Consider the following 23,040-nt stretch of genomic DNA (forward strand, 5'->3'; position numbering starts at 1 on the left):
AACGGGACTTAATTTAGCAGCCTCATTTTGACTAATGATGCTTTATCTAGATCCTTCCAATCTTTAAATTCGAAGGAAAGCTCTATCAATCCACAGGTATGTATTAAAACTGATTCGCCGGCAATTAATAAAACGAAATCCTCTAATGCAGGGTTATGGCCTACAAGCATGACACTTTTGATTTTCTTATGCACTCTTCTTGCTATCGCCAACAATGATGTGGAATCTGCTTGATATAACTTTTTATCAACTTCTAAAAATCTTTGCTTATGATCAAGTTGATTCGATATTATTTGAGCAGTTGTGATGGCTCGAATTGCGGGACTTGTGAGAATAAGATCAAATCTAATTTCTTTTTTAATGAGTTTTGTAGCCAATTTTTTAGCATCATCAATACCTCTATTAGATAAGGCGCGATCCTCATCTGAAGACTGAAGAGTTGCACTTTCAGCCTTAGCATGTCGTAAGAGGTACAAAAATCTTGTATGCATCGTGACCCTCGTCAGCAATTCAGACTACTCTACCACTCAAATATAATTTTGATTATTCCTCATAGAAAATCATAATGCAAAATTTGTGATCCTATTTATAAGGTCACAATGAAGCAAATTTCCCACAACTCCCACCCAAGGTATTTTTTTGCAGCATCACACGATCGGCCATCATTTCAAAGCGCTTGGTAGCACTATTTTCCATAAAGAATCTAATTAAAAAGAATGGGATAGATGTTTCCAGTTCAAATGTTGCATGATGTGTAAAACGGGTACCATTTTTATCGGGCTCAATAGTCCAGCTACCTTTATAGGATTTTGCATCACCTTCTATCTGAATAAATTCCTGACGCTTATCCGAAACTTCCGAAAACTCTAAGACTGAGCGTAGGAGAATTGGGTAAAACAACACTCTCTCTTCTGCAATCCTTTCAACCTGAACTTTATTACCGGCCCTAGAAAGTACCTTGGAATCTTTAATACCAGGGATATTTTTAGCACCCTCGTAATCGGTTAAAAAAGCATAAGCTTGACACTCATTAACTGGAGCCACGTAAGTAGCTTGCACTTGAAAACCAGAACCGGATCTTCCTACAAATACCTTTAAATCAAAAGGCACTCCATCATTGGCAGCAAAACAGGTAAGTGGTATTAGCAGAAGCTGCAAACATAAAATCCTTGCTAAGCAAATACCCATAACACCCTCAAATTTGAAATAAACTCTTATTTTTATTTTAATTTGTGACCGCTTGATGGCAATTCGACGATATTTTTAAAGAAAAAATGTAAACAATTTGTTAGTGCTTTGTCTTAGCCACTCATTGAATAACTAAAATTGAAAGTGATGAATGATACTTGTAGTATTCCAAATCAAATGATACGCGACCAAAAAATTACCGTTATCGATTCAAACTGTACATATTGCCGTTGTGATGTGAGCAGCCCACTTGCCCGATAGTAAAAAAGTCTAGGCTATTTGATTTTCTATTGGATCTACCGCTCGTTTACCTAAGCGAAAATATTGATACATGATCAATAGCGTTAATACAGTAACCGATCCACCAAAGCCTAAAATGATCAGTGGAAGGCTCACATCAAACCATAAGAGTGCCGAGTAAATTAACAACATCAACAAAACAGCAATATTTTCACAAAACCCTTGAGCTGCAATTGACTGACCAGTAGACATTAGTGCATAGCCCCTAGATTGTAATAAGGCATTCATAGGAACAACAAAGTAACCAGATAAATAGCCTAAAAGCATGAGCAAGATATAGGCGGGAAGATGGTTCAGAGTCAATGCTATCGAAGGGAGACTGAAGATCACAGTTGGGGGCAGAAGCCCATCATGATAGATCGACATTGCACAGACTACGAATCCCATCATGGCACCATAGGGCAAAACCTTGGTAGAGCTTTTAAGTGACACAGTACACGCAGCATAAACTGCACCAGCGGCAACACCAATTGCTGAAACAGCTTGAAGTGCAGCACTCTCAGCGAGATTCATGTGTAAAGCATATTGAGCCCACTTCAGCATAATAAATTGCAGTGTCGCCCCCGCACCCCAAAATAAAGCGGTTACCATCAAAGACAGTTTTCCAAGATGGTCTCTGGATAATGCTGTCAAACAGACTGCAAACTCCTTTAAAAGGAATTTGTAATCCAGCTTTAGCTTGTTAAATGTCAATCCGACATTAAATATCGGTAAGTTTAAAAACGCTGCGAGTAAATATAAACAGGCAATAAAACAGATGGCAATCTCGGTAAGGCCGTACGAACCCGTTTGCAAAAGTTCAGGAGTGAATTTGACTAGTGATTGATTCAGGGTATCGCTAATGAGAAATCCACCCAGTAAAGCACCAAAAATAATGGCGGCGATAATCAAACCCTCCATCCAGCCGTTAGCAGCCACCAATTTATCCGAAGGAAGTAGCTCAACTAGGATTCCATATTTAGCGGGAGCGTAAAGAGCCGCACCAATTCCAACGATTCCATAACCCAACAATGGATGCAAACCAAAAACAATCAATATGCAACCACCTGTTTTAAGGATATTAGAAACTAGCATGACCTGACCCTTAGGTCTTGAGTCTGCGAATGCACCAACGAAAGGCGCAAAAATCACATAAGGAACAACAAAGAAAATTTTCAGCGCCGGAGAAAACCAACCTGGCTCACTCATTTGAACCAACAAAGCAATGGATGCAATCAGTAGAGCGTTGTCTGCTAGGGAAGATAGAAATTGTGATGAAGCAACAACGTAGAAAACACGATTCATTATTTAATGCAGGCCTCGCTTAAAGCAAGGGCATTCATCTTTTTTTCTTGTAGAGGATGACTGTGCAAGAGCTCGTAATAATTTTGAATTAATTTAGCCGTGACAGATTCCCAGGAAATACTCAAGGTAGTTTGTCGAGCATTTTTTCTTAAAGCATCCAACTCGGGACCCTTCTTTAACAATTCCAAGCTTTGATTAACGAAGCTATTTGGCTGGTTGCAGTCAGCCAACATTCCGTTTACCCCACTCTGAATAACTTGACCAGCAGCTGCGTAGTCATATGCCAAAACCGCTAATCCGCTAGCCATTGCCTCTAAGGTAACATTCCCGAATGTTTCACTTAAGCTTGAGAAAAGAAATATATCGCCACTAGCATAGTACTGAGCGAGACTTTCTCCAGACTGAATACCTGCAAAAATACTATTGGGGCATGTTAGTTCTAAAAAACTTTTTTGTGGCCCATCGCCAACCCATACTATCTTCAGATTTGGCTGAATGGCTAACATCGCCTTAAAGGCGCTCACAGTCACCAGCAAGTTTTTCTCTGACGCCAGTCTGCCAACGTAGACAACGACTTCTTCATCCCCCTTAACGCCCCAGCTTTCTCTTAATGCTCTTGAACGCTTGGAGGGATTAAATAAGTCAGTATCAATCCCTCTGGCTAATACTCTAAGCCTCTCAAAACCAGCATTTTGAAGCTGATTTTTAAGCCCTTGGGTCGGCACCATTGTGAAGTTTGTTCGGTTGTGAAAATACTTCATGTATTTCTGGATAGGGCTTTTTAGCCAACTCAAACCGTAATGAGATGAATAAGCATCAAAGTTAGTTCGGAAATCTGAGCAAATAGGAATGCCTAGTTTCTTAGCGGCCTCTAGCGCTGACCAACCAAGAGGGCCCTCTGTCACGATATGGGCTAGATCAGGGCGATTCACTGACCATTGCTGGATGAACATCCCTCGCCTTGGCAGGCCAATTTTTAAGGAGCTGTAACCGGGGATTGGAATTCCTTGGGTCAATATTTCCTGAAAATGAGTCTGGGTTATGGGACTATCACTCCTTCCTTGACGCGGTCTTATGAGCGTGACATGGTGGCCCAAATCCCTTAAGCCACAAATGAAGCGGGCTAAGGTGCTTGCAACTCCATTCACCTCCGGAGGATAGGTTTCTGTGACGATGGAGATATTTAAGGGCTCTACTAAAAGAGCATTATTTTCTAGATGGTTATCTACGCAAGTCATTGACTGAGTATTCGTTAATTTCATAACAGTTTTATGACAGTCTCAGTCCTGACTGTCTTGATACTGTCATATTTAAACTGTAAATATTGCGTAGTCGTCATTATTTTATCATGATTTTTACCTTTAAGCATTGGAAACTAAATTGATTCATTTTCTAGAAACCTTAAAAAAGCAACGATGGGATGATCATCGCTACTATCACCACAGCCGAATTAACCAGTCATTACACTTGGTTAGTGCAATTAGCTTTTTGACTGCTTATGTTTTACTTTTTATAGACCCTATTGCAGCATCATTGCTTGCATGGCTTGTTGCCATGACAACACGACAAAGTGGTCACTTCTTCTTCGAGCCAAAAGGTTACGACGAAGTAAATAAAGCCACACACGAATATAAAGAGAAAATTAAAGTGGGCTACAACCTTAACAGAAAGGTAGTTCTTCTGTCGATATGGGCTGCAATCCCACTGCTAGTCTGGGCTAACCCAATATGGTTGCAAAAATTTGTTGCCCTAAATACCTTCACAAATACTGATGGATTCATAAGACAGACAGGGTTGCTATGGCTTTGGCTTGGCGTTGGCGGGGTTTTGTTCCGCACATTCCACTTATTCTTTATTCATAATGTGGAAGCTGCCTTTGCCTGGATGACAAAAATCATGACTGATCCGTTTCATGATGCAAAGATTTATGCAACTTCCCCACTATATTTACTGAAGGGTCAATTAATTGATCCAATGGATCATGGCAGCTATGAGGAAGAACCGCTTCCTCAGTAAATTCTCCGCTAGAGAAATGATTTAGGACTTCCTACCAAAAATCATTTCTCTGAGAATTTGTCGCTTGATGATCTTGTTTGTCAAGCCGCCTTCATTCCACCACCAACCATCCTGCTTCATGGCTTGAGCGGCGCGAATGAATTTTTCTTGCACGATAGCCATATCCGCATCACTGTAATTCAAGCTAAAGATAAATCTTCCAGTCCCAATCCAACTGAGTGCCAAACCCTGCTCCTTAAGGTAGTACTGGAACATCCAGTTGTAACGGGATGGCTCTGTATAGCAAATAGTCCAAATACTGGACATATTCACCACCTTGACAGGCAAATTGAGTGTTAGAAGACTTTCGTTCAGATCGTTTGCGCGACGGTCCCATACGACATCCAAGTCAGAGTAAATCTTTTTAACCGGATCAGTATCTAGACTCTCTAAGAAAACTTGCATAGCACCCATCACATAAGGATGAGAATTGAAGGTGCCTCTTGCAAAACAGATATCAGCGGGCTTGTTTGCTTTAAATCGCATCATCAGTTCTTTTTTGCCACAAACGACGCCGATTGGCAAACCACCGCCCAAAGTCTTTCCATAGGTCACCATATCAGCCTTAACCCCAAAGTACTCTTGCGCGCCGCCTAGTGCCAAACGAAAGCCTACAAAAACCTCATCAAAAATTAAGACGATACCTTTATCGCTGCATACCTGCCTGAGTTCCTTGAGCCACTTTGTATAGGCTTCACGATCAAAAAATGCATTGCGTGAACTGTCTAAAAGGGATGAATCGCCGGGAGCGCCCTTATTGGGATGTAAGGCCTGAAGTGGGTTCACTAACACACAAGCAATATTCTTTTTATTACGAAGAACGCGCAGCGTATCCCGATCAACCTCTTTGAGCGTATAGGTTTCCCGCGGAGGAAGTGGATTGCCTATGCCTGGTTGAACATCCTCCCACCAGCCATGATAGGCTCCACAGAACCTGACAACATGACTCTTTTTAGTGTGATATCTGGCTAAACGGACCGCCTGCATAACTGCTTCTGTACCCGACATATGAAAAGAGATCTCATCATGTCCAGAAACTTCTTTTAAGCGCTTGACGTTATCTGCAACGATAGGATGATAAAACCCTAAGACAGGGCCTAGATCGGACACTCGCTTTGCTCCCTCCTCTATTGCGTTCTTATAAAAATCGTATCCAAGAACATTGACGCCATAGGAGCCAGTCAAATCATAAAATATATTTCCGTCTAAATCTGTCATAGAAACGCCAGAGGACGATTGCATGAAACTGCCGGACTTTAGATGCTTACTAACGAGATCACTAAATTGAAAGGGGACTCGATATCTGCCTGTAAATTGAAGATCTGATATCACTTCAGCAGCTTGATTAGTCAGCTCAACGGATTTTGTAAAACGCTCTTTATAGGCTTTTGACAGACGCATAAAGCCCGCCTCTCTCAAAAGCGCGATTTCCTCAGGAGCTCCATCAACCTTAAAAAAGACGTCCTGATTAAATGAGTAATGAGGAATTAAACGAGCCACCCGCTTAGCCATTCTAGAATGCCCAGCCAATGAAGGATGTTTTGCCATAGAAAGTTGCAGTCTTGTATAAACCTTCTTAATAATCCAAAGACCGAGGCCAGCACCGAATATACTTAGTACAAGTTGGTTTTCCATTAATACTCCCATTAATATTCATTACACTTTTACTTCATTTATTTGACACAAATATGTCAATCAAGAAAACCATACAAAATCTCTTATCCCAGGAAGATCTGAATTTTCTTTTAACCAATCGCATTCCTCGAAATACCCTGACTCGCTTTATTGGGTGGTTTAGTAAAATCGAAAATCCCTTGATCGCCTATGCCTCTATCAAAATTTGGCAATTCTTCTCTGCTTTGGATCTAACAGAAGCAAAAAACACCCACTTTAAAAGCATGCATGCCTGTTTTACGCGCGAGCTAAAGCCCGATGCAAGACCAATTCATCAGGACCCAGATATCCTCAATAGCCCCTGTGATGCATTAGTGGGTGCATTTGGCCAAGTCAAGGGCGGGGAAGTTTTTCAAGCCAAGGGGTTTCCATACACCATCAAAGATTTAATACCCACCCCCTCTTTGGCCATGCAATACGAAGGCTGTGATTATGTAACTCTCAGGCTCACTTCTAGCATGTATCACCGCTTCCATTCACCAAGCTCAATGCGCATGAAAAGAGTGACCTATATTTCTGGGGATACCTGGAATGTCAATCCTATTGCACTAAAAAGAGTCGAGCGACTATTTTGCAAAAATGAAAGAGCGGTTCTTGAATGCGAGCTCACCGATCAGAATGGCTTAGGTACGGGAGCCACTTTGACCATTGTTCCAGTTGCAGCAATTCTAGTTGCTAGCATTCGCCTCCACTGTCTTAATCTTCTTTTACATCTTAAATACCAAGGTCCGAATACTATTGAATGCGATGTTCAATTTAACCGAGGCGAAGAAATGGGCTGGTTCCAACATGGCTCAACCATTATTGTCTTTGCACCAAGTAACTACCGATTACTTGAGAACCTTAAACTAGGGGACGCTATTCGTATGGGTGAGCCCCTATTTAGAAAGCTTACTTAGATCTTGACCGGCACCATTAATATTACCTGCAGGCTAGATTAAGAGCATCACGATTCTTATCCATTGCTTGAGCAATATTCTCAAAGCTCTTTTGCATATTATTTTTCATAAAATACTCAATAACCCCCTTAGGGACCGAAGAGTTGGGCTCTAAAAATGCTTGATAACGCACCTGAACTCCCTTATCACCTGTTTTAAGACGCCAACTACCTGAATAAGCCTTACTATCGCCCTTCGTTTGAACAAAGTTCAAACCTTGATTTAGCTGTTCTGTGTACTCAAGAACGGAATGCATCCTTAAGGGGAAAAGGAGCACCCTTTCCTCAATCAATCTTTCTATGGTGACTTTATTGCCTTCTCTCTTTTTAACTTTAGATTGAATCAAACCGGGCGTCATCCTAACATCCTCATAGTCCGTTAGAAAAACATATGCCTCACACTGACTGACGCTGGCAATGTAACTTGCTTCAATAGAAAATCCAGCGCCCACCCTATCAATGCTGACTTTTAAATCGTATGAGGATGAACTCTGATCTGCTCGAGAATGCTGATTGAACAAAAGCGTTAGCAAGAGGGGGAATATTTTAAAAACTGTACTACGGTAATGCATGGCATGAAAACCTCTTAATAGATAATTCAAATTATTTCTTCTTGCTGACGATCAATCATGATTTATAAGATTAGGAATTAAGACGGGTTAATTTGTTTTGTATGGAAACTGGCAATGTTGCAAACCAAGCCTTATCACTACCCACGGATGGCAAAATTTGTCCGTATTCAATCATCAGAGATGGTGCAAGTTCATCAAGATATGCCCATATTTGATGACCGGCAAGCTTGGTGATTTTTTGAATCGCAATTTCGATCTCAACTAACAGTTGCTTTTTGATCTGCTCACTTCGGCCATTTCTAATCTGGCCACTTAAAAAGATATGGGGCTCATCGAGCAAGACGCCCCCGATAAAACAGTCATGAAGATCTAGCTCTTTAAAGATAACTTGAGCAAAGTAAGCCTCAGCACCTGTGACATTTGCATGAATCTTGGTAATTTCTTGCGCTAGGGTGAACTTTTGAAAGGTATTTAAGGATATACCTGCATGATAGATGCTGTACGTTGCCATCTAAGTCTCTTGAAAAGATAAAAATTAATATTAGTGGTGGTTTATTAAATATTTATTACAGAATGGGTACAAAGAGTATTTGGCCTGCCCAACGCGACTCTAAGGTGCTTCCTAGACCTGAGAACACTTTAAACCTCTTAACTCAAAGTTTATTATTGATCGTAAAAATCTGATCAAAGCTTATGTCCATAGTCTACAGATGCTGCCATAGAAAGAATTACTTAATGTAGCGCCCAAATGAAAAAACTCTAACCTATTAAAGCAGGCTAAGCTAGAAACTACTAAACATTCTAAATCCCATGAACATAGCCTAGCTTGAAGTGATAACGATAGAACATAATTCGAATACCCATGAATTCAAAACCCTTGATGAAGCTATGGAATGGGCTAAGCAGCTTGGTGAGTTTGTTACGATCAAATTTAACGATCTTGAAATTGCGGGAAAGTTTGGAGTGGACGGCATCTCTGACGGTAAATTCCCAAACGGCGAACCCTATACATGGAATAAACGTAGGAGATCCAACTAGTAGGCTATGTAGAATTTAAGTGACCAGTGGCGCTCTTAGATATTAAGACTCAAAACAATTGCAGATAATTCATCAAATGTTTTATATCCAGTGATGGGCATAAAGCTTTTGGGCGAAAAATCTTTCTCACCGATTAACATTGCTGGCAAGCCCTGGAAACCATAGGTCTTAAATTCTTGTTCATCAGACATGACGTGCTTAGTCAGCTCACCGCTTTCAAGAGCCTGCCTTAATAGTTGGCAATCAATTCCACTCTGGGAAGCAATTTGCATGACCACCTCTTCATTACCAATATCAAGTCCTTCTAAAAAGAACGCATCGAATAATGCTCTAGCAAGCTTTAGTGATAACCCCTGCGAATTAGCAAAGTACACACTCTCTTGTGCAAGCCATGTATAGGTCAGAAATTTTGGCGCTAAGAGCTCAAGCCCCTCATTTACAACAATGGGCTCTAGCTTGGCCTCATCAAAAGTATTGATATAGAACTTTGACGGCAAAATATTGCCATCGACTGGAGTTAACTCAAATGCCCTCCACACTATCTCCACTCTATCTTGATGCTGCGCTTGTATTTTTTCAAGAACAATAGTTTGAAAATAACTGTATGGACATTCAAAGTCAGCCCAGACCTGAATCTGAATCATTGTATTTTTACCTTTAGTAATTCACTACATTCATTAATTTTTTAGATACGTTTTGCCAGCACAACTGCCGCCGCCGAGCCGCTACCCACCATAGCGCACCATGCTCTTAGAGCTAAGGGTAGTGAGGGGGAGACTTTTGATCGTGCCTCATTTTTATGATCAATCTCATCGGCTTGGCAACGGATTAAGAGCTCAAGTAATTGCTCATGGCCGCCATGTGTTTTGAGGTGATTAATCTGATCTTGGTAGTGCTGCTCTACAAATGTCTCAACTGCATCAATAGTGGCATAGACTGCTTTTCTGCCAAATAGTGCTGGTATGGCTCCTGTTAGCCATCCCGCTATCCGCCATGGCCCTAACAAACGGCTACGATACTTCTCCTCAAAGATAGCCTCTATTAGCCGCAAGTGCTCTGCCTCAGTAGCTCCATGTTCTTTTGCAAAACAGATGAACTCCTGATCCTTAAACAGGGTTGCAATAGCAATGATTCCTTTATAAATAAAGACAGCGCCTGTTTCACCCGCATGATCAGATCGAAGCTCTCGCTCTAGGTATTCAGAATATGGAGCTATGCCGGACTCAATCACAGCGCTCATCTTAAACATGCCCTGATGTAACTGACTATCTCGTCATAAAACTGTCGCATTTTTTGTATGAATTTCATTTTTGGCTATGAAGGTAATTTCTGAAATCAAATCTGGAGGTGGGGTCTAGTTTTTTTACTTTTTGTGTCTCTAGTTTGGTTCTTCGCGCTCTCTATGTATCCACCTCAAAAAAGAAGTCGCCCAAAAGCGACTTAAGGACCCTGAATACGAGTCGGAAGACATGAATCATTCTCTACCTATCAGAGCTTTTATGTTTAAAACTACTAACAAAGGGGTTTTTACGGCTCTGCAATATCAAAAAATTGAGCGCATACTAACTAAGTATTAACCCTAATGCATATAACTAAAGGATCTTTAAATGACACAGTTCAAACAGTTTCTTAATAATTTGGTCTTAGCATTAATTGATGCCCGCAAAGCGTATGCCAAGCGTCATTTGAACCATTTATTGGGCTCATAACCCTTTTTAGGCAACCCTAAATGCACTTGACCGTGTTTCGTTATAAAGTTTGGGTTAGCCAAGATGGTGGCCAAACTCAAATTTCACCTTGGTGCGCTATCCAAGAATAGCCGCTAGTTAATCGAGGCAACTCTAAAGGAAAAGCACTATGTCTATATTTCGAAGTTTTGCACTCTTGGGATTTTTCTTGCTTGTGTCTAACCAGTCATACGCCCAGGCAATCTCTAAAGACTATCAAAAGAATTGTGCTCGTGAGCAAGTAGCTGAGCATCAAGGCATTAAAGGCAAAGCGCTTACTGAAGAAGACTTTACCGCTTATTGCGGCTGCCAAGCCGACTTCATTTCTAAAAATGCTTCAAATCGGCAAGTTAATGAATTAGTTATGAATCCAAAAGCAAAGCCTGAATGGTTCAAGACTATAGAGTTAAAGGCGATGAAGGCTTGTATTACAGATCCTAAAATGACTACATAGGATTTAGGAAATATATGAGTAGCTTTGGTTCTGTTATTTTGATTGAAGTGGTAATGGTGTTTGGAGGGGTTTTACTATTTGCTTGGTGGCAATTACGCGATCTCCGAAAAGAGCGAGAAAAAAATCAGCGGAAAAAAGAGCAAGAAACTTAAAGATCAGCTCGGCACTTCACTGATCTGCTGAAATCATTACGCAGTTCAAGGTCCAACTTAATTCACCGCAATGCATTACTATTTTTTAATTGCATTTTTATCACAACAGCACTGCTTACCGCCCACCTAATCTCGAGGCTACCCTTTGTTTGAAACCATTCTTCACATATCTGCTTTATTAACTTCCTCCTTACTTTTTGGAGGCATGTTATTTTTTTCCGCGAGCTTTGCTGCTTTTTTACTTAAATCTTTACCACCAGCAGAGGCACGTACATTAATACGCAAGGCCTTTCCTTCCTTTTATATTTTTGTGATGATCGCATCACTCATTGCAGCATTACTAGCCCTAGCGAGTAGCTTATTTAGTGCCAGCATATTGGCACTCATTGCTTTATCTACCCTTCCCACTCGTCAAATCTTAATGCCTGCAATTAATGCAGCTACAGATGCAAAACTAAAGCAGCGTTTTTTAGTGTTGCATGGTTTATCTGTTGTTATTACCTTGGCGCATATTGTCGCAGTAGGATTTGTGATTGTTGATTTAGCAACCTAATAAGCAAACCTGGTTTTTAGGCTACTCATGTTATGACCGGACGCATCAAGAAAAAATTGATTCTGTCTGAGTTGAGTAATACACCAGATCAACAATCAGAATTATTGATCTGCCCACTTTGTGATAGAGCCGTTCCAAAATCTCAACGTGATGAGCACCATCTGGTTCCTAAGTCCCATGGGGGTCGTCAAACGGCGGTATTACATCGTATTTGCCATCGACAGATCCATGCTGTCCTCACCGAAACCGAGCTAGCACGTCAATACAACACCGTCGAACAACTCAAGCTACAAACCGACATGGCAGATTTTATAAAGTGGGTTCGTTTAAAGCCAGATGATTTTTTTGAACGGGCCCGTAAGAGTAAAAGGCTACGGTCTTAGTAGAGCCCTTAGGTTAGCAAAGTGGCGCCATAAAGTAATCTTACTAGTTATGCAAAATTAGCCAAAGGCTTTTATGATTAATAACTGTCTTTTAAAAAGATTAATTTCTAATACTGCTGAATTATGAGTTATCAACTGGTTTGGTTTAAGCGTGATTTGCGCTGTGAGGACCATGCCGCTCTTGTCGAGGCTGCAAAGCTTGGCCCCATTCGCTGCATTTATGTGCTTGAGCCAACATTATGGATGCAGCCAGATGTGGCTCTCCAACATTTTGAGTTCATTCGAGAATGTCTTCATGATCTAGGCGCCCAACTGCATTTACTTGGTGGCACTTTGGAGGTGCATGAAGGTGAAGTCACTGAAGTGCTGAGTAAAATTTGGCAAGCCAGCACTTTTCAAGGTTTGCATTCTCATCAAGAAACTGGCAATGGATTTACGTATTCCAGAGATCAAGAGGTTGGTAAATGGTGTCAGTCTCATGGCATTCAGTGGGGTGAGTATCCCCAGTTTGGTGTCGCAAGAGGGTTAAAAAATCGTAATGAATGGCATGCTCATTGGCAAAAGCATATGGAAGCACCTTTATGTGAACTTCCGACGATTCAATTTTGGAGGGCACCACTCTCTAGCGCGCTAACACCGAACTCTAGCGCTCCTTATTTGACGCCGTCCATGATGCAGGCGCCTGTGCACCTGAAACATAATCCACCCCTAAGACAACGCGGCGGAAGATCTCATGCACTCAAAACGCTCAATAGTTTTTTGAAGCAGAGGAGCATGTGGTACCGAGGCGGGATCTCATCACCTCTATCAGCGCCAGATGCATGCTCCCGATTGTCGGTATATCTAAGTTATGGGTGTCTTAGCATCAGGGAAGTGGTACAGGCAACCAACGAAGAGCTGCTTCAAATGTCGCCAGATGCAAGCAGAAGAAAATCAGGCTTAGTTGCTTTCATGAGTCGCTTATATTGGCACTGTCATTTCATTCAAAAGCTGGAGAGCGAACCTGAAATCGAGTGGCGAAATATGCACCGTGGATATGATGCATTACGCGAGAATGAATTTAATGACGACCACTTTAATGCCTTAAAGGATGGCAAGACGGGTTGGCCCATGGTGGACGCCTGTGTCGGTATGCTGCGTGAAACGGGATGGCTTAATTTTAGAATGCGCGCAATGCTGGTCTCAGTTGCAGCCTATCCACTGTGGTTGCACTGGAAACCAGTAGGGGATTGGTTGGCTACCCAGTTTTTGGACTACGAGCCCGGAATACACTGGAGTCAACTACAAATGCAATCAGGTACGACCGGAATCAATCTGACGCGTGTTTATAACCCAATTAAGCAAGCGCAAGATCATGATCAAAAGGGCTTTTTTGTTAGAAAGTGGCTTCCCCGCATGCGTCAAGTACCGGATTTATGGCTTTTTGAGCCGTGGCAGATGACTCAAGAAGAGCAAAAAAATATCGGCATTTATGTAGGTAAAGATATTCCGCAGCCAATAGTGGATCTTGCTATTGCTACAAAAGCATCTAAGGATCGCTTACATGCTAGGCGTAACTTATCAGACGTTCGGGCTGGAAAAAAATCAGTGATTGATAAACATGCGTCTCGAGCAAAAATGACTGACCGCAAGAGCTCTAAAGTGAAAACTACAGAAGCAAGCCCACAACTTACCCTGGAGTTTTAGCCAAGCGAAGCAAGCTTTTATTTGGGTGGTCTATGCATTGCGCAGATTTTGTTGCCAGCAGGATCTCTGAGCCAAGCAATATAAATAGTGCCAGCGACACCCTCTCGATAGCCTGGATCACCCTCACAGGAAGTTCCACCATGAGCAACGCCAATGGCATGGAATGCATCTACATCAGCCATTGATTTAGCACTAAAACCAATTGTGCCGCCATTGGCATGAGTCGCTTCATTACCATCGATAGGCTTGGTAATTGCAAAGACACCACCGGGACCGCGATAAAAGTATTTGTCATGACTAAAGCTCCCAGCCTTTATACCCAACGCTCCTAGAGCAGCATCATAGAAGCCTCTTGAAACTTCTAAATCATTTGCACCCAGCATAATGTGACTAAACATGATTCTTCCTATTGAATTAATTAAATATACAAATACCGCTTAAGAATCCACTTGCTCTTCAGATGAATTGATAGGTGCACGCAGAACCGTATTGCGAATAAATTGCTTTTCGTAATGTCGATTACGCCTTGACTTCTTGGCTAATGAGCGTTGACCCCTACGCTTGTCAGAAACAATATCACTTAATTGACTTAGATCATCTAGGTCTCGTATTTGACTTGGTGAATTGCGGAGAGGCATTGCTTAAGATTATTTATGTGGTAATTTCAGGATTACGATTGATGCAAGCGTTCATTACATGAATTAACTCATATAAATTGATTTTATGCTTGCACTTGCTTATCTTTTGAAAACTGTATTGATGCTTCGGTTGACGGAAATACCGAAAAAATATGGCATTTAGGCCTGCAGTTGGGGATAGCATGATTTTTCAGCACATACTCATATGAACACCTAAAATGTCTAATGAACTTTTTTTATATAAATGCCCTTCTCCTGGCCTTAGTAACCTCTTCAGTCCAAGCAGCAGAAGTTTATATTACTGATCCTGAGCACACCTTTGTTAGCTTTAGCTACAAGCATTTGGGTTATTCAATTCAAACTAGTCGTTTTGATAAGGTGAATGGCACCATTACGCTCAATGATCAAATGGATGGCGGCATTATAAATATTGCAATTGAGACCGGCTCAGTCAGCACAGGCTCCGATACCTTTAATAAGCTACTGAGAACCGAAGATTACTTTTATTCAGAAAAGTTTCCTGTAGCTAAATTCACATCCGATAAGCTTATATTTAATAATCAGGCCATTACATCGCTATCAGGCGAGCTAACCATCAAGGGTATCACCAAGCCCATTAATCTTGAAGTAAGCAACTTTGCCTGTAGCCGTAACTTTATTACCTTTAAATATATGTGCGGGGCTAACGCAAGCGCGAAGTTAAGCCGCTCAGAATTTGATTTAGGAAAATATGTACCATTTGTTGGCGATGAGATAAGCTTAAGCATAGTAATCGAGGCGTCAAAAGAATAGTCTTAATTTAAGCATCAACTCTAACAGCGATATTTCTGGCAACTCACTATGTCTTCATTCAAAAATCTTGCAAATGAATCTGCTTTAATCTCACAAAAAACCATTGCGCATTATGATCAAAACGCCTTTTCTTATTACGAGGGTACAAAAGATCATGATGTCAGTCAAAATATTGATGCTCTATTAAGAGCAATCAAGACTGAGCCACCGTTTCATATTCTTGATTTTGGATGTGGCCCAGGAAGAGATCTTCAAACCTTTACCAAACTTGGTCATGTCGCTATTGGGCTTGAAGGTAGTCAACAAGCCGCTCAAATAGCTAGAACTAAAAGTGGTTGCGAAATTTTAGTCCAGGATTTTTTTAACCTATCTTTGCCAGACAATACATTCGACGGTATTTTTGCCAATGCTTCACTATTTCATATTCCTAATAAGCTATTGCCTATGGTGTTAAGTAATTTATGGGCATGCTTAAAACCCAATGGCATTCTTTTTAGCTCGAATCCTCGCGGTAACAACGAGGAAAGTTGGTACGGAGATCGCTTTGCCTCTTATCACGATCTAGCAACTTGGAGATCTTTTATGACCAATGCACAGTTCACCGAAATTGAACATTTCTATAGGCCAAGTGGACTACCCATTGAACAACAGCCATGGTTAGCAAGTGTTTGGAAAAAATAATCTTTTGATCATTTTTTGGATTAATTTTGATTGCTATCAAATCATAAAATATAAAAAACAAACCATCGCTAATCTTATTTAGCAGCTCAGAAAAACTTTGCTAGCCTTTGTAATATAGGCTAGCTACTTTTAGAATAAAAGCTGGGTTTGAGGAAAAATTAAGTTATCGGACTTTGGAATGAGCCCGGTTAAGCCAATTAGCCGACGTTGCCTGATTTATAAAAACTCTTTTAGGGTTTGGAGGCCAACCCTAGCTTGCTCTTCTTGAGGCAAATGACCAATATTGGGTAGGATGACTCTTGTTACATTCGGCATTACCTTTAAATAATCTTCAGAGTTAGAGACTGGAATAAAAGTATCCTTCTCGCCCCACATTAATAGAGTGGGCGTCTGAATCTTCGATAGGAATGGTACTGGATCCTGCAAAACTGTTTGCTGCATTCGATCCAAAATAGCGCCCCTCACCCCTGGTGCAAGCATTAAGTCGTGATAGCGATTTACTAAATCTTCATTTAAGGATTTAGGATTGGCGTAAGCCGGTTCTAGATTCATTACTAAGAATGACTTCGAAAAGAATTAACGATAGAGGTTCGCAATCGCGGATATTTCAGTCTTTTTGCCGTACTCGATTCCAGGACTTGCATAGCCATCTGGTGAAATTAACACCAACTTACTTGCTTGGTCTGGGTATTGGGCAGCAAATTGCCAGGCAAATTTACCCCCCATAGAATTGCCCACTAGGACTACCTTTGGAATCTGAAGCTCCTTCAGAAAAGCCTCTATGACCTCAACACTTCTCTGATCCGTGTAGATCCCACTGGGGTCCTCCCCCGTCAATCCAAAGCCCGGAAGATCGACGGAGATCACGCGGTATTCGCTACTCAAATCCTTCGCCCAGACATCCCAAGTGTGCGAACTGGATCCAAAGCCATGCAAGAATAAAATTGGGATGGAATTTTTAGCAGGTCCCGTATCTTGATAATATATTTTGACCCCTAAGGCAGTGAGATAGCTATTTTTTGGAGAGCCATAGACGTTTTCAAGTTCTACCCTAGATTTATCTGGAGTCCAGAATACGATTCCAGCCAGTACGATTAAAGCCATCAGTAATAGCGTAGTTCGCTTGAGTGCTTTCTTGAGCATGGGGCTAAGCCTTAAAATAAAAACAACAATTTTTTAACTCTCACTAAGACTGTAATAGAAAAATAGTGTCAACCGCCAATCAAGCTCTTGCCATCAATCGCCTTTAATAGCTGATGCAACTCCTGAAAATACACACAACAAACCAACAGTAGCTCATTACTCGAACTGAAGACCCATATATATCTATTGGATTTACAGCAGAAGATATCGGGAGATTGCTTACACACTTAGCGGCATAGAAAGAAAAACGACTTAGGAATTTCTCCCTAAGTCGTTGATTTCATTGGTGGGCCCACCAAGACTTGAACCTGGGACCAAAGGATTATGAGAGCAGACACTCAAAGAAAACCACTAGGATTTCAAGAGCTTACTTCTCCTAAATATCGGTGTGTGAGCTTTTGTGTGACTAGATTAACAAGATCACAACAAACACTGGCTCGCTCTTTGGTTTTCGAAACCACAGGATTTTTGGAGCAATCATCTGGTAATTCCTTGCTCCAAATTACTATTTACATGATTTGCAACCGTTACTTAAAGTAACGCCCAAAAAAAGTCACCCAAAGTTGGCTAAACCGAACTACCACCCCCCCTATTTGTATCAAATCATGTAAATTAAATACATGCTGAAGTCGTAAATTTAAGCTTTTTTGGGTATTGAGACTCAAGCTAGAATTCATCACAAATTATGAGGGAAGCGATGACTAATAGATACTCAAGCTATGCTCGCGTAATACATTGGTTTACAGCATTGGCCATACTCGCTCTGGTAATTTTAGGCTTTTGGATGACCCAAAGGGCTGCAGCTAATTTATGGGACAACCTAACCAATACACTCTATGGATGGCATAAATTGATCGGCTTTACAGTCTTACTGGTTACGATCTTTAGATTTTGTCTCAAGCTAAATTCTAAAACACCCCCCTATCCCAATACCGTCTCGCCTTCTTTGGTCAAAGTTGCATCGATAGTGCACTACACGCTTTACGGCTTATTATTTATGGTGCCTATGCTGGGGTGGGCCGGCGTTACAGCATATCCAGCTTTAATTACTCTAGGAGGATACTCACTGCCAGCCATGCCAGGCATACCGAAGAGCGAACTGATTGCCAAGCAGATCTTCCAAATTCATGGACTGCTAGCAATGACGCTCATAGCAATCGTACTCTTACATATCGTAGCCGGCCTTAATCACCTCATCATCAAGCGGGATGGTATTTTTCAAAGAATCTGGTTTGATAAAAAGAACTAGGCTTAGCTTATTTACCGAAGCCTGATTTTCTTGAAAGCACTAAATCTCAAATAAGTGTCCGCTTTTTTTGGCTTTCACACGAAGATATTCGTCGTTATGCTTATTTGAGGGATAGATGTGAGGAACCCTCTCGGTTACTTCAATGCCACACTTTTGCAATGAATCTACTTTTGCAGGATTATTTGTCATGAGTCGAACTTTATGGACTCCAAGCATCTGGAGCATTTGTGCAGCTGGAAGATAGTTGCGCTCATCCGCATCAAAACCAAGTTGAAGATTAGCATCCACGGTATCAAACCCTGAATCTTGAAGTTGATAAGCTCGAAGTTTATTAACGAGGCCGATTCCACGCCCCTCTTGCGCGAGATATAAAAGAATGCCGCTACCTGATTTGGACATTTCTGAAATAGCACCCCTCAGCTGACTTCCACAATCGCAACGCAAGGATCCGACCAGGTCGCCGGTAAAGCATTCTGAATGCAAACGAACTAATACTGGTTTGAGTGGGTCAATCTTACCGATCATGATAGCGAGATGTTCTATGCCGCCATCTCGAGGACGAAAGGCAATCACTTGAGCATCCTCAGCGTTCTCTAGCGGTACACGAGCCTGACTCACTTGCGTAAGAGAATTGGCTGCATTTTTCATATAGTCATCAATTAAAGATGCTTTGACCGTTGGAATATCTGTCAATGGCAAATTCTGAATCACTAGCGCAGCTGGTAGTAATCTAGATAATTTGGCGAGAGTAATACAAGAGGCCTCTAATGAATTGGCATCTCTAATACTGAGACCATCTAAGTTGGGAGGACTCATCATCATAGATAATGGATTAGCCAGAAATTCAACCAGCTCAATTGAAAGACCGTCTGCGACAGTTAAAACGCTAATTGGTCGATCTGATTTATCGATACCCAAGACATTGAGTCGGGTACCGGTTAAGACTAGGCCAAGAGGGCTAGCATCAAACTGTGACAGTAATTTGAAATTGTCGGCATTCAAGGCATCCACTGCCAGCATTACGATACTGCTGCCCAAATGCTCTACACGAACCATACCGCCTCTACGGAGCTCTGAAATGACTCGGTCAACTTCTATCAGGGGATCAAGCATTAACATGTTGGTGAAAGTAGAAAAGTATGAATAAACTAATTATTACACCTTATGGTAAATTAGTTTTACCGCATTTCATCACCTTAAAGAAGCTTCTTTGTGACCACTCTAGAGCCAAATTCTCAAGATATAAAAGTAGAGCTCGATACAGAGGCAATTGAGCAGTGGCCTATTTTTTTGAGCCAATTTTTTTCATCTCAAGCAATCGCAAATTCAACACTCAAAGCCGTTTTTGATCCCATCAGAATATCCACGATTGACTCAATGATGGTGGTTGGTCAGTTGGGACAAACCATTGATGGACGTATTGCCACTGTTACCGGTCAATCCAGGTACATTAACGGCCACTCCGGCCTTATGCACCTTCATCAGTTAAGGGCGCTCGTAGATGCGGTTGTTGTTGGAGTTGGAACCGTATTGGCAGATGACCCACAGCTCAACGTAAGGCTCGTCGAGGGAAAAAATCCAGCACGTGTTGTCATTGACCCCAAAGGGAGGCTAGACCCAAAGGCACGTATTTGGGAGAATGATGACGCTAAAAGATTATGGATTGTTTCAGATGGACTCAATTTAGAACCCCCTGAGGGAGTAAAAATCATTTCATTACCTATTACCAAGGGTCATATTGAACCGGTAATGATCTTAAAAAGCTTAAGTCTAGAGGGTCTCAAGAGGATTTTGATTGAGGGAGGCGCAGAAACCGTTTCTCGTTTTTTGCAAGCAAATTGCTTAGACCGCCTTCATGTCATTGTTGCCCCAATTATTATGGGTTCTGGAAGAGCTAGCTTTAATTTAAAAGCGATTGAACACATGGATCAAGCATCACGGTTAAATGTAAAAACACATTTACTGGGTAGTGATGTGCTTTTTGACTGCGACCTCAGCTCATCACGCACTAAGTTAAATTAATCAACAATCCAACTAATTAGCTCTATAGGCTTTAATAACATCTGCAAATACTTTTGCAGATTCTATCCAAGTAGGTAGTTTTTCGGCAGCTTCTTTTGCACCTAAAGACAATTGCTCGCATCGATGCGAATCAAGCATTACCAGCTTCAAAGCTGCTGTAAGACTTGTTACATCACCCGGAGGAATCAGTATCCCGGCAGAGTCTGGAATAGTCTGACTAATTGCGCCACCACTGGTTCCCACGACTGGAAGTGCATATGACAGAGCTTCAGCATATGCCATCCCGTAGCCCTCAAACAGGGAGGCGAGCACAAACCCATCAGCCTCTCGATACAAAGAATCTAAGTGCATGCTATCGACAACACCATGAATATGTATTCGGTCCTGCAATTGAAAATGTGCAATGCTCTTAAGCAAATCAGAGTAGGCTTTCACATCACGAGTGTTATCGCCAACAATAGACAAACTCCATGGCATTTCATTTAAGGGGGCAAGGGCTGCGATCAAAATGTCAAAACCCTTACGGGGAATGATGCTCCCGACAGAGAGCCACTTGAACTCGTTTTGACTTGTAAAGTGACTCCTCACTTGATACAAAGGAGGGGATACCTGATTTGTTCCCGGAATTACGGTAGTTATTTTTTTGCCATCAACCCCAAATGATTCCATCAGAGTTTGAGCCGTCAATGGACTGTTCGCAATCACGTGATTCGCATATGAAAGCGCTAATTTCTCGCTCCTCTGAAACTTTACTTGTTGATCTGTAGTCAAACCAGACTCAAAAGCTAATGGATGGTGTATCAGAGCAATAATAGGATGATTAACGGACGCCTGAGCAATGGCCTCTGGCATGACACCAAGCGCTAAACCATCTATAACAATGGGCTTGCCAGGCTCTATCTGAGATAAAAGGTGCCCTGCTTTATTGAGCGTTTCCTGATCTGGGAAAGGAAAACTAGGCCCTAGACTCAGCAACTCTATCTCCCAACCCTGAGTACTTAGCTCTTTAATAATATAACGATCGTATATGTAGCCGCCGCTGACTGTTTGTAAATCTCCAGGGTATGCGAAAACGAAAGCATTCACACATGAAGGAGATGTTGTACTCAATGCAGCTTACCTTCGTACCACGCTCTTGCTATATGTGATTCTGAAATAGTCACGCGAATGGCGTGTAATTCGCTCATCGGACGACCCAAACTATTTGCTTTCGCTGCTGTAGCGAGTTGATCAAAGATATATTTAGTTAAAAATTCTGTAGTTGTATTCATACCTTTAAATTGCGGAAGAATATCTAGGTTGGCATAATTTAAGGGCTTTAAAGTTGCCTTCAGAACATCTAAGGCGCAGCCAATATCAATCACAATACCGTTTTCATCAAGCTCTTGTGAAATGAAAGCAGCATCAACTACGAAAGTTGCGCCATGCAAAGCTTGTGCCGGCCCGAAAACTTCACCTTTAAAAGAATGGGCAATCATGATGTGATCGCGAACTTCAACTGTAAACATATATTTTTCCTTATTAATATTGAATCAAACAGCACAGCGCAGAACTCTGAGCGCTAAAGATCTGTGGTAGCTCTGATGGTAAGGCTTCAAAGCTGATTGGCTTAGTCAGGAGAACATCTAAACGAGAGTCGCTCAACATTGCTAGTGCAGCGGCAAGTCTACGACGATGGTTCCAGCGTGGTCTGCGAGATAAAGAGATATGTCCAACCTGGCTAGACTGGAGTTTTAACTGACGACTATGAAAAGCGCCGCCCAAAGACACATCAACTTTGTTTGAGCCATACCAACTCAGTTCGAGAATTATTGCTTCCTCACCTGCTGACGAAATTGCAGTTGAAAGGCCGGCGGCACTCGCACTACAGTGAATCACCAGATCACAATCTTTTGGCGCTAATTCAGGAGGGCTAAACTGAACACCCAGTTTTTTTGCGATATCTTCACGCTCAGAGTTGATGTCGACTAAGGTTACTTCAGCACCAGGAAGATGCCCACATAAATAGGCGATTAAGCAACCGAGTACACCCGCACCAATAATCACAATACGGTCACCAGGCCCTGGAGATGCATCCCAAACAGCGTTTAAAGCTGTTTCCATATTGGCGGCTAACACTGCACGTTGGGCTGGGATTTCTCTAGGAATCACTAGGATATTGTTAGCATCGGCTTGAAAAATCGATTGGTGGGGCATGAGGCTAAATACAAGCTGTCCGATTAGTTCAGGGGGGCCAAGCTCGACCCTACCTACATTGGAATACCCATACTTGACTGGAAATGGGAGCTTGCCACCCATAAATGGCGCCCCCATACGACTGTATTCACTCTCGGGGATAAGCCCTTTAAATACGAGAGATTCTGTACCACGACTGAGCGCACTAAATAAAGTACGCACTTGAACATTATTTTTAGGCAAGGGGCCAAGAATTTCTGAGCGAATCTCAATACGTTCAGGAGCCACATACCACAAAGATTGACTGACGACTGAGTCCAAAGGATGATCCACGTAA

At 41.7% G+C, this 23,040-nt stretch carries 29 protein-coding genes; 12 read left to right on the top strand and 17 right to left on the bottom strand.

Annotated elements, in window-relative coordinates; genetic code table 11:
* Window positions 1–8: 8 nt before the first annotated feature.
* The 4 genes from C2758_RS08610 to C2758_RS08625 form a co-directional block, all read right to left on the bottom strand.
* Complete coding sequence (locus C2758_RS08610) at window positions 9–491, bottom strand: histidine phosphatase family protein (protein ID WP_215327829.1); 483 nt, start codon at window positions 489–491, stop codon at window positions 9–11.
* A 103-nt stretch (window positions 492–594) separates the two neighbouring features.
* Entirely contained in the window at window positions 595–1,188 is a 594-nt protein-coding gene (locus C2758_RS08615; RefSeq protein WP_215327830.1) for an SRPBCC family protein, read from the bottom strand.
* A 270-nt stretch (window positions 1,189–1,458) separates the two neighbouring features.
* Complete coding sequence (lplT, locus tag C2758_RS08620; RefSeq protein ID WP_215327832.1) at window positions 1,459–2,772, bottom strand: lysophospholipid transporter LplT; 1,314 nt, start codon at window positions 2,770–2,772, stop codon at window positions 1,459–1,461.
* Entirely contained in the window at window positions 2,772–4,034 is a 1,263-nt protein-coding gene (locus tag C2758_RS08625) for a glycosyltransferase family 1 protein (RefSeq protein ID WP_215327834.1), read from the bottom strand. Before C2758_RS08625 ends, lplT begins: the two co-directional genes overlap by 1 nt.
* Before the next feature lie 118 nt (window positions 4,035–4,152).
* On the opposite strand from C2758_RS08625, the gene C2758_RS08630 reads away from it, so the two are divergent.
* Window positions 4,153–4,788 carry a hypothetical protein gene (locus tag C2758_RS08630; protein WP_215327836.1) on the top strand — a complete coding sequence of 212 codons (636 nt, stop codon included), beginning with the start codon at window positions 4,153–4,155 and terminating at the stop codon, window positions 4,786–4,788.
* A gap of 21 nt (window positions 4,789–4,809) precedes the next feature.
* On the opposite strand, the gene C2758_RS08635 is transcribed toward C2758_RS08630, so the two are convergent.
* Entirely contained in the window at window positions 4,810–6,462 is a 1,653-nt protein-coding gene (locus tag C2758_RS08635) for an aminotransferase class III-fold pyridoxal phosphate-dependent enzyme (protein ID WP_251369179.1), read from the bottom strand.
* A gap of 53 nt (window positions 6,463–6,515) precedes the next feature.
* On the opposite strand from C2758_RS08635, the gene asd reads away from it, so the two are divergent.
* Window positions 6,516–7,400 carry an archaetidylserine decarboxylase gene (gene asd, locus C2758_RS08640; protein ID WP_215327837.1) on the top strand — a complete coding sequence of 295 codons (885 nt, stop codon included), beginning with the start codon at window positions 6,516–6,518 and terminating at the stop codon, window positions 7,398–7,400.
* 22 nt (window positions 7,401–7,422) lie between these two features.
* Here asd and C2758_RS08645 read toward each other — a convergent pair whose 3' ends face one another.
* Both C2758_RS08645 and C2758_RS08650 read right to left on the bottom strand, forming a co-directional pair.
* Window positions 7,423–8,040 (bottom strand): SRPBCC family protein, encoded by a 618-nt coding sequence (locus C2758_RS08645; RefSeq protein WP_215327838.1) that lies wholly within the window; start codon window positions 8,038–8,040, stop codon window positions 7,423–7,425.
* 40 nt (window positions 8,041–8,080) lie between these two features.
* Window positions 8,081–8,521, bottom strand: coding sequence for a tautomerase family protein (locus C2758_RS08650; RefSeq protein WP_215327839.1), 441 nt, complete (start codon window positions 8,519–8,521; stop codon window positions 8,081–8,083).
* A 377-nt stretch (window positions 8,522–8,898) separates the two neighbouring features.
* Between C2758_RS08650 and C2758_RS08655 the strand changes: the two genes are divergently transcribed.
* Window positions 8,899–9,048, top strand: a complete 150-nt coding sequence (locus tag C2758_RS08655; RefSeq protein ID WP_215327840.1) for a hypothetical protein — start codon at window positions 8,899–8,901, stop codon at window positions 9,046–9,048.
* A gap of 35 nt (window positions 9,049–9,083) precedes the next feature.
* Here C2758_RS08655 and C2758_RS08660 read toward each other — a convergent pair whose 3' ends face one another.
* Window positions 9,084–9,692 carry a DsbA family protein gene (locus C2758_RS08660; protein WP_215327841.1) on the bottom strand — a complete coding sequence of 203 codons (609 nt, stop codon included), beginning with the start codon at window positions 9,690–9,692 and terminating at the stop codon, window positions 9,084–9,086.
* Window positions 9,693–9,733: 41 nt separating this feature from the next.
* Window positions 9,734–10,297 carry a demethoxyubiquinone hydroxylase family protein gene (locus C2758_RS08665; protein WP_251369180.1) on the bottom strand — a complete coding sequence of 188 codons (564 nt, stop codon included), beginning with the start codon at window positions 10,295–10,297 and terminating at the stop codon, window positions 9,734–9,736.
* A gap of 608 nt (window positions 10,298–10,905) precedes the next feature.
* Here C2758_RS08665 and C2758_RS08670 point away from each other — a divergent pair.
* The 5 genes from C2758_RS08670 (at window position 10,906) to C2758_RS08690 (ending at window position 14,003) form a co-directional block, all read left to right on the top strand.
* A complete protein-coding gene (locus tag C2758_RS08670; RefSeq protein WP_112209607.1) occupies window positions 10,906–11,229 on the top strand; it encodes a hypothetical protein in 324 nt (107 codons plus the stop codon).
* 14 nt (window positions 11,230–11,243) lie between these two features.
* Complete coding sequence (locus C2758_RS08675) at window positions 11,244–11,381, top strand: hypothetical protein (protein ID WP_215327842.1); 138 nt, start codon at window positions 11,244–11,246, stop codon at window positions 11,379–11,381.
* A 145-nt stretch (window positions 11,382–11,526) separates the two neighbouring features.
* Window positions 11,527–11,934: a DUF4149 domain-containing protein gene (locus tag C2758_RS08680; protein WP_256441897.1), complete on the top strand. Its 408-nt coding sequence runs from the start codon at window positions 11,527–11,529 to the stop codon at window positions 11,932–11,934.
* Between the two features lie 32 nt (window positions 11,935–11,966).
* Window positions 11,967–12,317 carry an HNH endonuclease gene (locus C2758_RS08685; RefSeq protein ID WP_251369182.1) on the top strand — a complete coding sequence of 117 codons (351 nt, stop codon included), beginning with the start codon at window positions 11,967–11,969 and terminating at the stop codon, window positions 12,315–12,317.
* Window positions 12,318–12,440: 123 nt separating this feature from the next.
* The gene (locus C2758_RS08690) at window positions 12,441–14,003 is read left to right on the top strand and encodes a cryptochrome/deoxyribodipyrimidine photo-lyase family protein (protein ID WP_215327843.1); all 1,563 of its coding nucleotides are present in this window, start codon (window positions 12,441–12,443) and stop codon (window positions 14,001–14,003) included.
* Between the two features lie 17 nt (window positions 14,004–14,020).
* Here C2758_RS08690 and C2758_RS08695 read toward each other — a convergent pair whose 3' ends face one another.
* Window positions 14,021–14,401 carry a VOC family protein gene (locus C2758_RS08695; protein WP_215327845.1) on the bottom strand — a complete coding sequence of 127 codons (381 nt, stop codon included), beginning with the start codon at window positions 14,399–14,401 and terminating at the stop codon, window positions 14,021–14,023.
* A 39-nt stretch (window positions 14,402–14,440) separates the two neighbouring features.
* Window positions 14,441–14,641, bottom strand: coding sequence for a hypothetical protein (locus C2758_RS08700; RefSeq protein WP_215327846.1), 201 nt, complete (start codon window positions 14,639–14,641; stop codon window positions 14,441–14,443).
* A gap of 225 nt (window positions 14,642–14,866) precedes the next feature.
* On the opposite strand from C2758_RS08700, the gene C2758_RS08705 reads away from it, so the two are divergent.
* Both C2758_RS08705 and C2758_RS08710 read left to right on the top strand, forming a co-directional pair.
* Window positions 14,867–15,433, top strand: a complete 567-nt coding sequence (locus tag C2758_RS08705; RefSeq protein ID WP_215327847.1) for a YceI family protein — start codon at window positions 14,867–14,869, stop codon at window positions 15,431–15,433.
* Window positions 15,434–15,481: 48 nt separating this feature from the next.
* Window positions 15,482–16,114: a bifunctional 2-polyprenyl-6-hydroxyphenol methylase/3-demethylubiquinol 3-O-methyltransferase UbiG gene (locus C2758_RS08710; protein WP_215327848.1), complete on the top strand. Its 633-nt coding sequence runs from the start codon at window positions 15,482–15,484 to the stop codon at window positions 16,112–16,114.
* Between the two features lie 216 nt (window positions 16,115–16,330).
* On the opposite strand, the gene C2758_RS08715 is transcribed toward C2758_RS08710, so the two are convergent.
* Both C2758_RS08715 and C2758_RS08720 read right to left on the bottom strand, forming a co-directional pair.
* Window positions 16,331–16,666: an alpha/beta fold hydrolase gene (locus C2758_RS08715; protein WP_215327849.1), complete on the bottom strand. Its 336-nt coding sequence runs from the start codon at window positions 16,664–16,666 to the stop codon at window positions 16,331–16,333.
* A 24-nt stretch (window positions 16,667–16,690) separates the two neighbouring features.
* Window positions 16,691–17,257 carry an alpha/beta fold hydrolase gene (locus C2758_RS08720; RefSeq protein WP_215327851.1) on the bottom strand — a complete coding sequence of 189 codons (567 nt, stop codon included), beginning with the start codon at window positions 17,255–17,257 and terminating at the stop codon, window positions 16,691–16,693.
* 697 nt (window positions 17,258–17,954) lie between these two features.
* Here C2758_RS08720 and C2758_RS08725 point away from each other — a divergent pair.
* Window positions 17,955–18,506 carry a cytochrome b gene (locus C2758_RS08725; protein WP_215327853.1) on the top strand — a complete coding sequence of 184 codons (552 nt, stop codon included), beginning with the start codon at window positions 17,955–17,957 and terminating at the stop codon, window positions 18,504–18,506.
* 39 nt (window positions 18,507–18,545) lie between these two features.
* On the opposite strand, the gene ribA is transcribed toward C2758_RS08725, so the two are convergent.
* Window positions 18,546–19,619: a GTP cyclohydrolase II gene (gene ribA, locus C2758_RS10755; RefSeq protein WP_251369183.1), complete on the bottom strand. Its 1,074-nt coding sequence runs from the start codon at window positions 19,617–19,619 to the stop codon at window positions 18,546–18,548.
* 99 nt (window positions 19,620–19,718) lie between these two features.
* Here ribA and C2758_RS08735 point away from each other — a divergent pair, with 99 nt between their 5' ends.
* Entirely contained in the window at window positions 19,719–20,528 is an 810-nt protein-coding gene (locus C2758_RS08735; RefSeq protein WP_251369184.1) for a RibD family protein, read from the top strand.
* A gap of 12 nt (window positions 20,529–20,540) precedes the next feature.
* On the opposite strand, the gene C2758_RS08740 is transcribed toward C2758_RS08735, so the two are convergent.
* The 3 genes from C2758_RS08740 to C2758_RS08750 are packed head-to-tail and all read right to left on the bottom strand — an operon-like array spanning window position 20,541 to window position 23,024.
* On the bottom strand, window positions 20,541–21,638 hold the full coding sequence (locus C2758_RS08740; RefSeq protein ID WP_215327854.1) for a glycosyltransferase family 4 protein: 1,098 nt from the start codon (window positions 21,636–21,638) through the stop codon (window positions 20,541–20,543).
* Window positions 21,635–22,036, bottom strand: a complete 402-nt coding sequence (locus C2758_RS08745; RefSeq protein WP_215327855.1) for a 6-carboxytetrahydropterin synthase — start codon at window positions 22,034–22,036, stop codon at window positions 21,635–21,637. The genes C2758_RS08740 and C2758_RS08745 overlap by 4 nt, the downstream gene beginning before the upstream one ends.
* A 13-nt stretch (window positions 22,037–22,049) precedes the next feature.
* Entirely contained in the window at window positions 22,050–23,024 is a 975-nt protein-coding gene (locus C2758_RS08750) for a zinc-binding alcohol dehydrogenase (protein WP_251369185.1), read from the bottom strand.
* Window positions 23,025–23,040: the final 16 nt, after the last annotated feature.

It is taken from the genome of Polynucleobacter sp. AP-Sving-400A-A2 (assembly GCF_018688155.1).
Taxonomy (GTDB): domain Bacteria; phylum Pseudomonadota; class Gammaproteobacteria; order Burkholderiales; family Burkholderiaceae; genus Polynucleobacter.

Coding starts and splice junctions, on each gene's coding strand:
- C2758_RS08610 (WP_215327829.1), bottom strand. CDS start 491: ATGCATACAAGATTTTTGTACCTCTTACGACATGCTAAGGCTGAAAGT.
- C2758_RS08615 (WP_215327830.1), bottom strand. CDS start 1,188: ATGGGTATTTGCTTAGCAAGGATTTTATGTTTGCAGCTTCTGCTAATA.
- lplT (WP_215327832.1), bottom strand. CDS start 2,772: ATGAATCGTGTTTTCTACGTTGTTGCTTCATCACAATTTCTATCTTCC.
- C2758_RS08625 (WP_215327834.1), bottom strand. CDS start 4,034: ATGAAATTAACGAATACTCAGTCAATGACTTGCGTAGATAACCATCTA.
- C2758_RS08635 (WP_251369179.1), bottom strand. CDS start 6,462: ATGGAAAACCAACTTGTACTAAGTATATTCGGTGCTGGCCTCGGTCTT.
- asd (WP_215327837.1), top strand. CDS start 6,516: ATGTCAATCAAGAAAACCATACAAAATCTCTTATCCCAGGAAGATCTG.
- C2758_RS08650 (WP_215327839.1), bottom strand. CDS start 8,521: ATGGCAACGTACAGCATCTATCATGCAGGTATATCCTTAAATACCTTT.
- C2758_RS08655 (WP_215327840.1), top strand. CDS start 8,899: ATGGAATGGGCTAAGCAGCTTGGTGAGTTTGTTACGATCAAATTTAAC.
- C2758_RS08660 (WP_215327841.1), bottom strand. CDS start 9,692: ATGATTCAGATTCAGGTCTGGGCTGACTTTGAATGTCCATACAGTTAT.
- C2758_RS08665 (WP_251369180.1), bottom strand. CDS start 10,297: ATGTTTAAGATGAGCGCTGTGATTGAGTCCGGCATAGCTCCATATTCT.
- C2758_RS08670 (WP_112209607.1), top strand. CDS start 10,906: ATGTCTATATTTCGAAGTTTTGCACTCTTGGGATTTTTCTTGCTTGTG.
- C2758_RS08675 (WP_215327842.1), top strand. CDS start 11,244: ATGAGTAGCTTTGGTTCTGTTATTTTGATTGAAGTGGTAATGGTGTTT.
- C2758_RS08685 (WP_251369182.1), top strand. CDS start 11,967: ATGACCGGACGCATCAAGAAAAAATTGATTCTGTCTGAGTTGAGTAAT.
- C2758_RS08690 (WP_215327843.1), top strand. CDS start 12,441: ATGAGTTATCAACTGGTTTGGTTTAAGCGTGATTTGCGCTGTGAGGAC.
- C2758_RS08695 (WP_215327845.1), bottom strand. CDS start 14,401: ATGTTTAGTCACATTATGCTGGGTGCAAATGATTTAGAAGTTTCAAGA.
- C2758_RS08700 (WP_215327846.1), bottom strand. CDS start 14,641: ATGCCTCTCCGCAATTCACCAAGTCAAATACGAGACCTAGATGATCTA.
- C2758_RS08705 (WP_215327847.1), top strand. CDS start 14,867: ATGAACTTTTTTTATATAAATGCCCTTCTCCTGGCCTTAGTAACCTCT.
- C2758_RS08710 (WP_215327848.1), top strand. CDS start 15,482: ATGTCTTCATTCAAAAATCTTGCAAATGAATCTGCTTTAATCTCACAA.
- C2758_RS08715 (WP_215327849.1), bottom strand. CDS start 16,666: ATGAATCTAGAACCGGCTTACGCCAATCCTAAATCCTTAAATGAAGAT.
- C2758_RS08720 (WP_215327851.1), bottom strand. CDS start 17,257: ATGCTCAAGAAAGCACTCAAGCGAACTACGCTATTACTGATGGCTTTA.
- C2758_RS08725 (WP_215327853.1), top strand. CDS start 17,955: ATGACTAATAGATACTCAAGCTATGCTCGCGTAATACATTGGTTTACA.
- ribA (WP_251369183.1), bottom strand. CDS start 19,619: ATGCTTGATCCCCTGATAGAAGTTGACCGAGTCATTTCAGAGCTCCGT.
- C2758_RS08745 (WP_215327855.1), bottom strand. CDS start 22,036: ATGTTTACAGTTGAAGTTCGCGATCACATCATGATTGCCCATTCTTTT.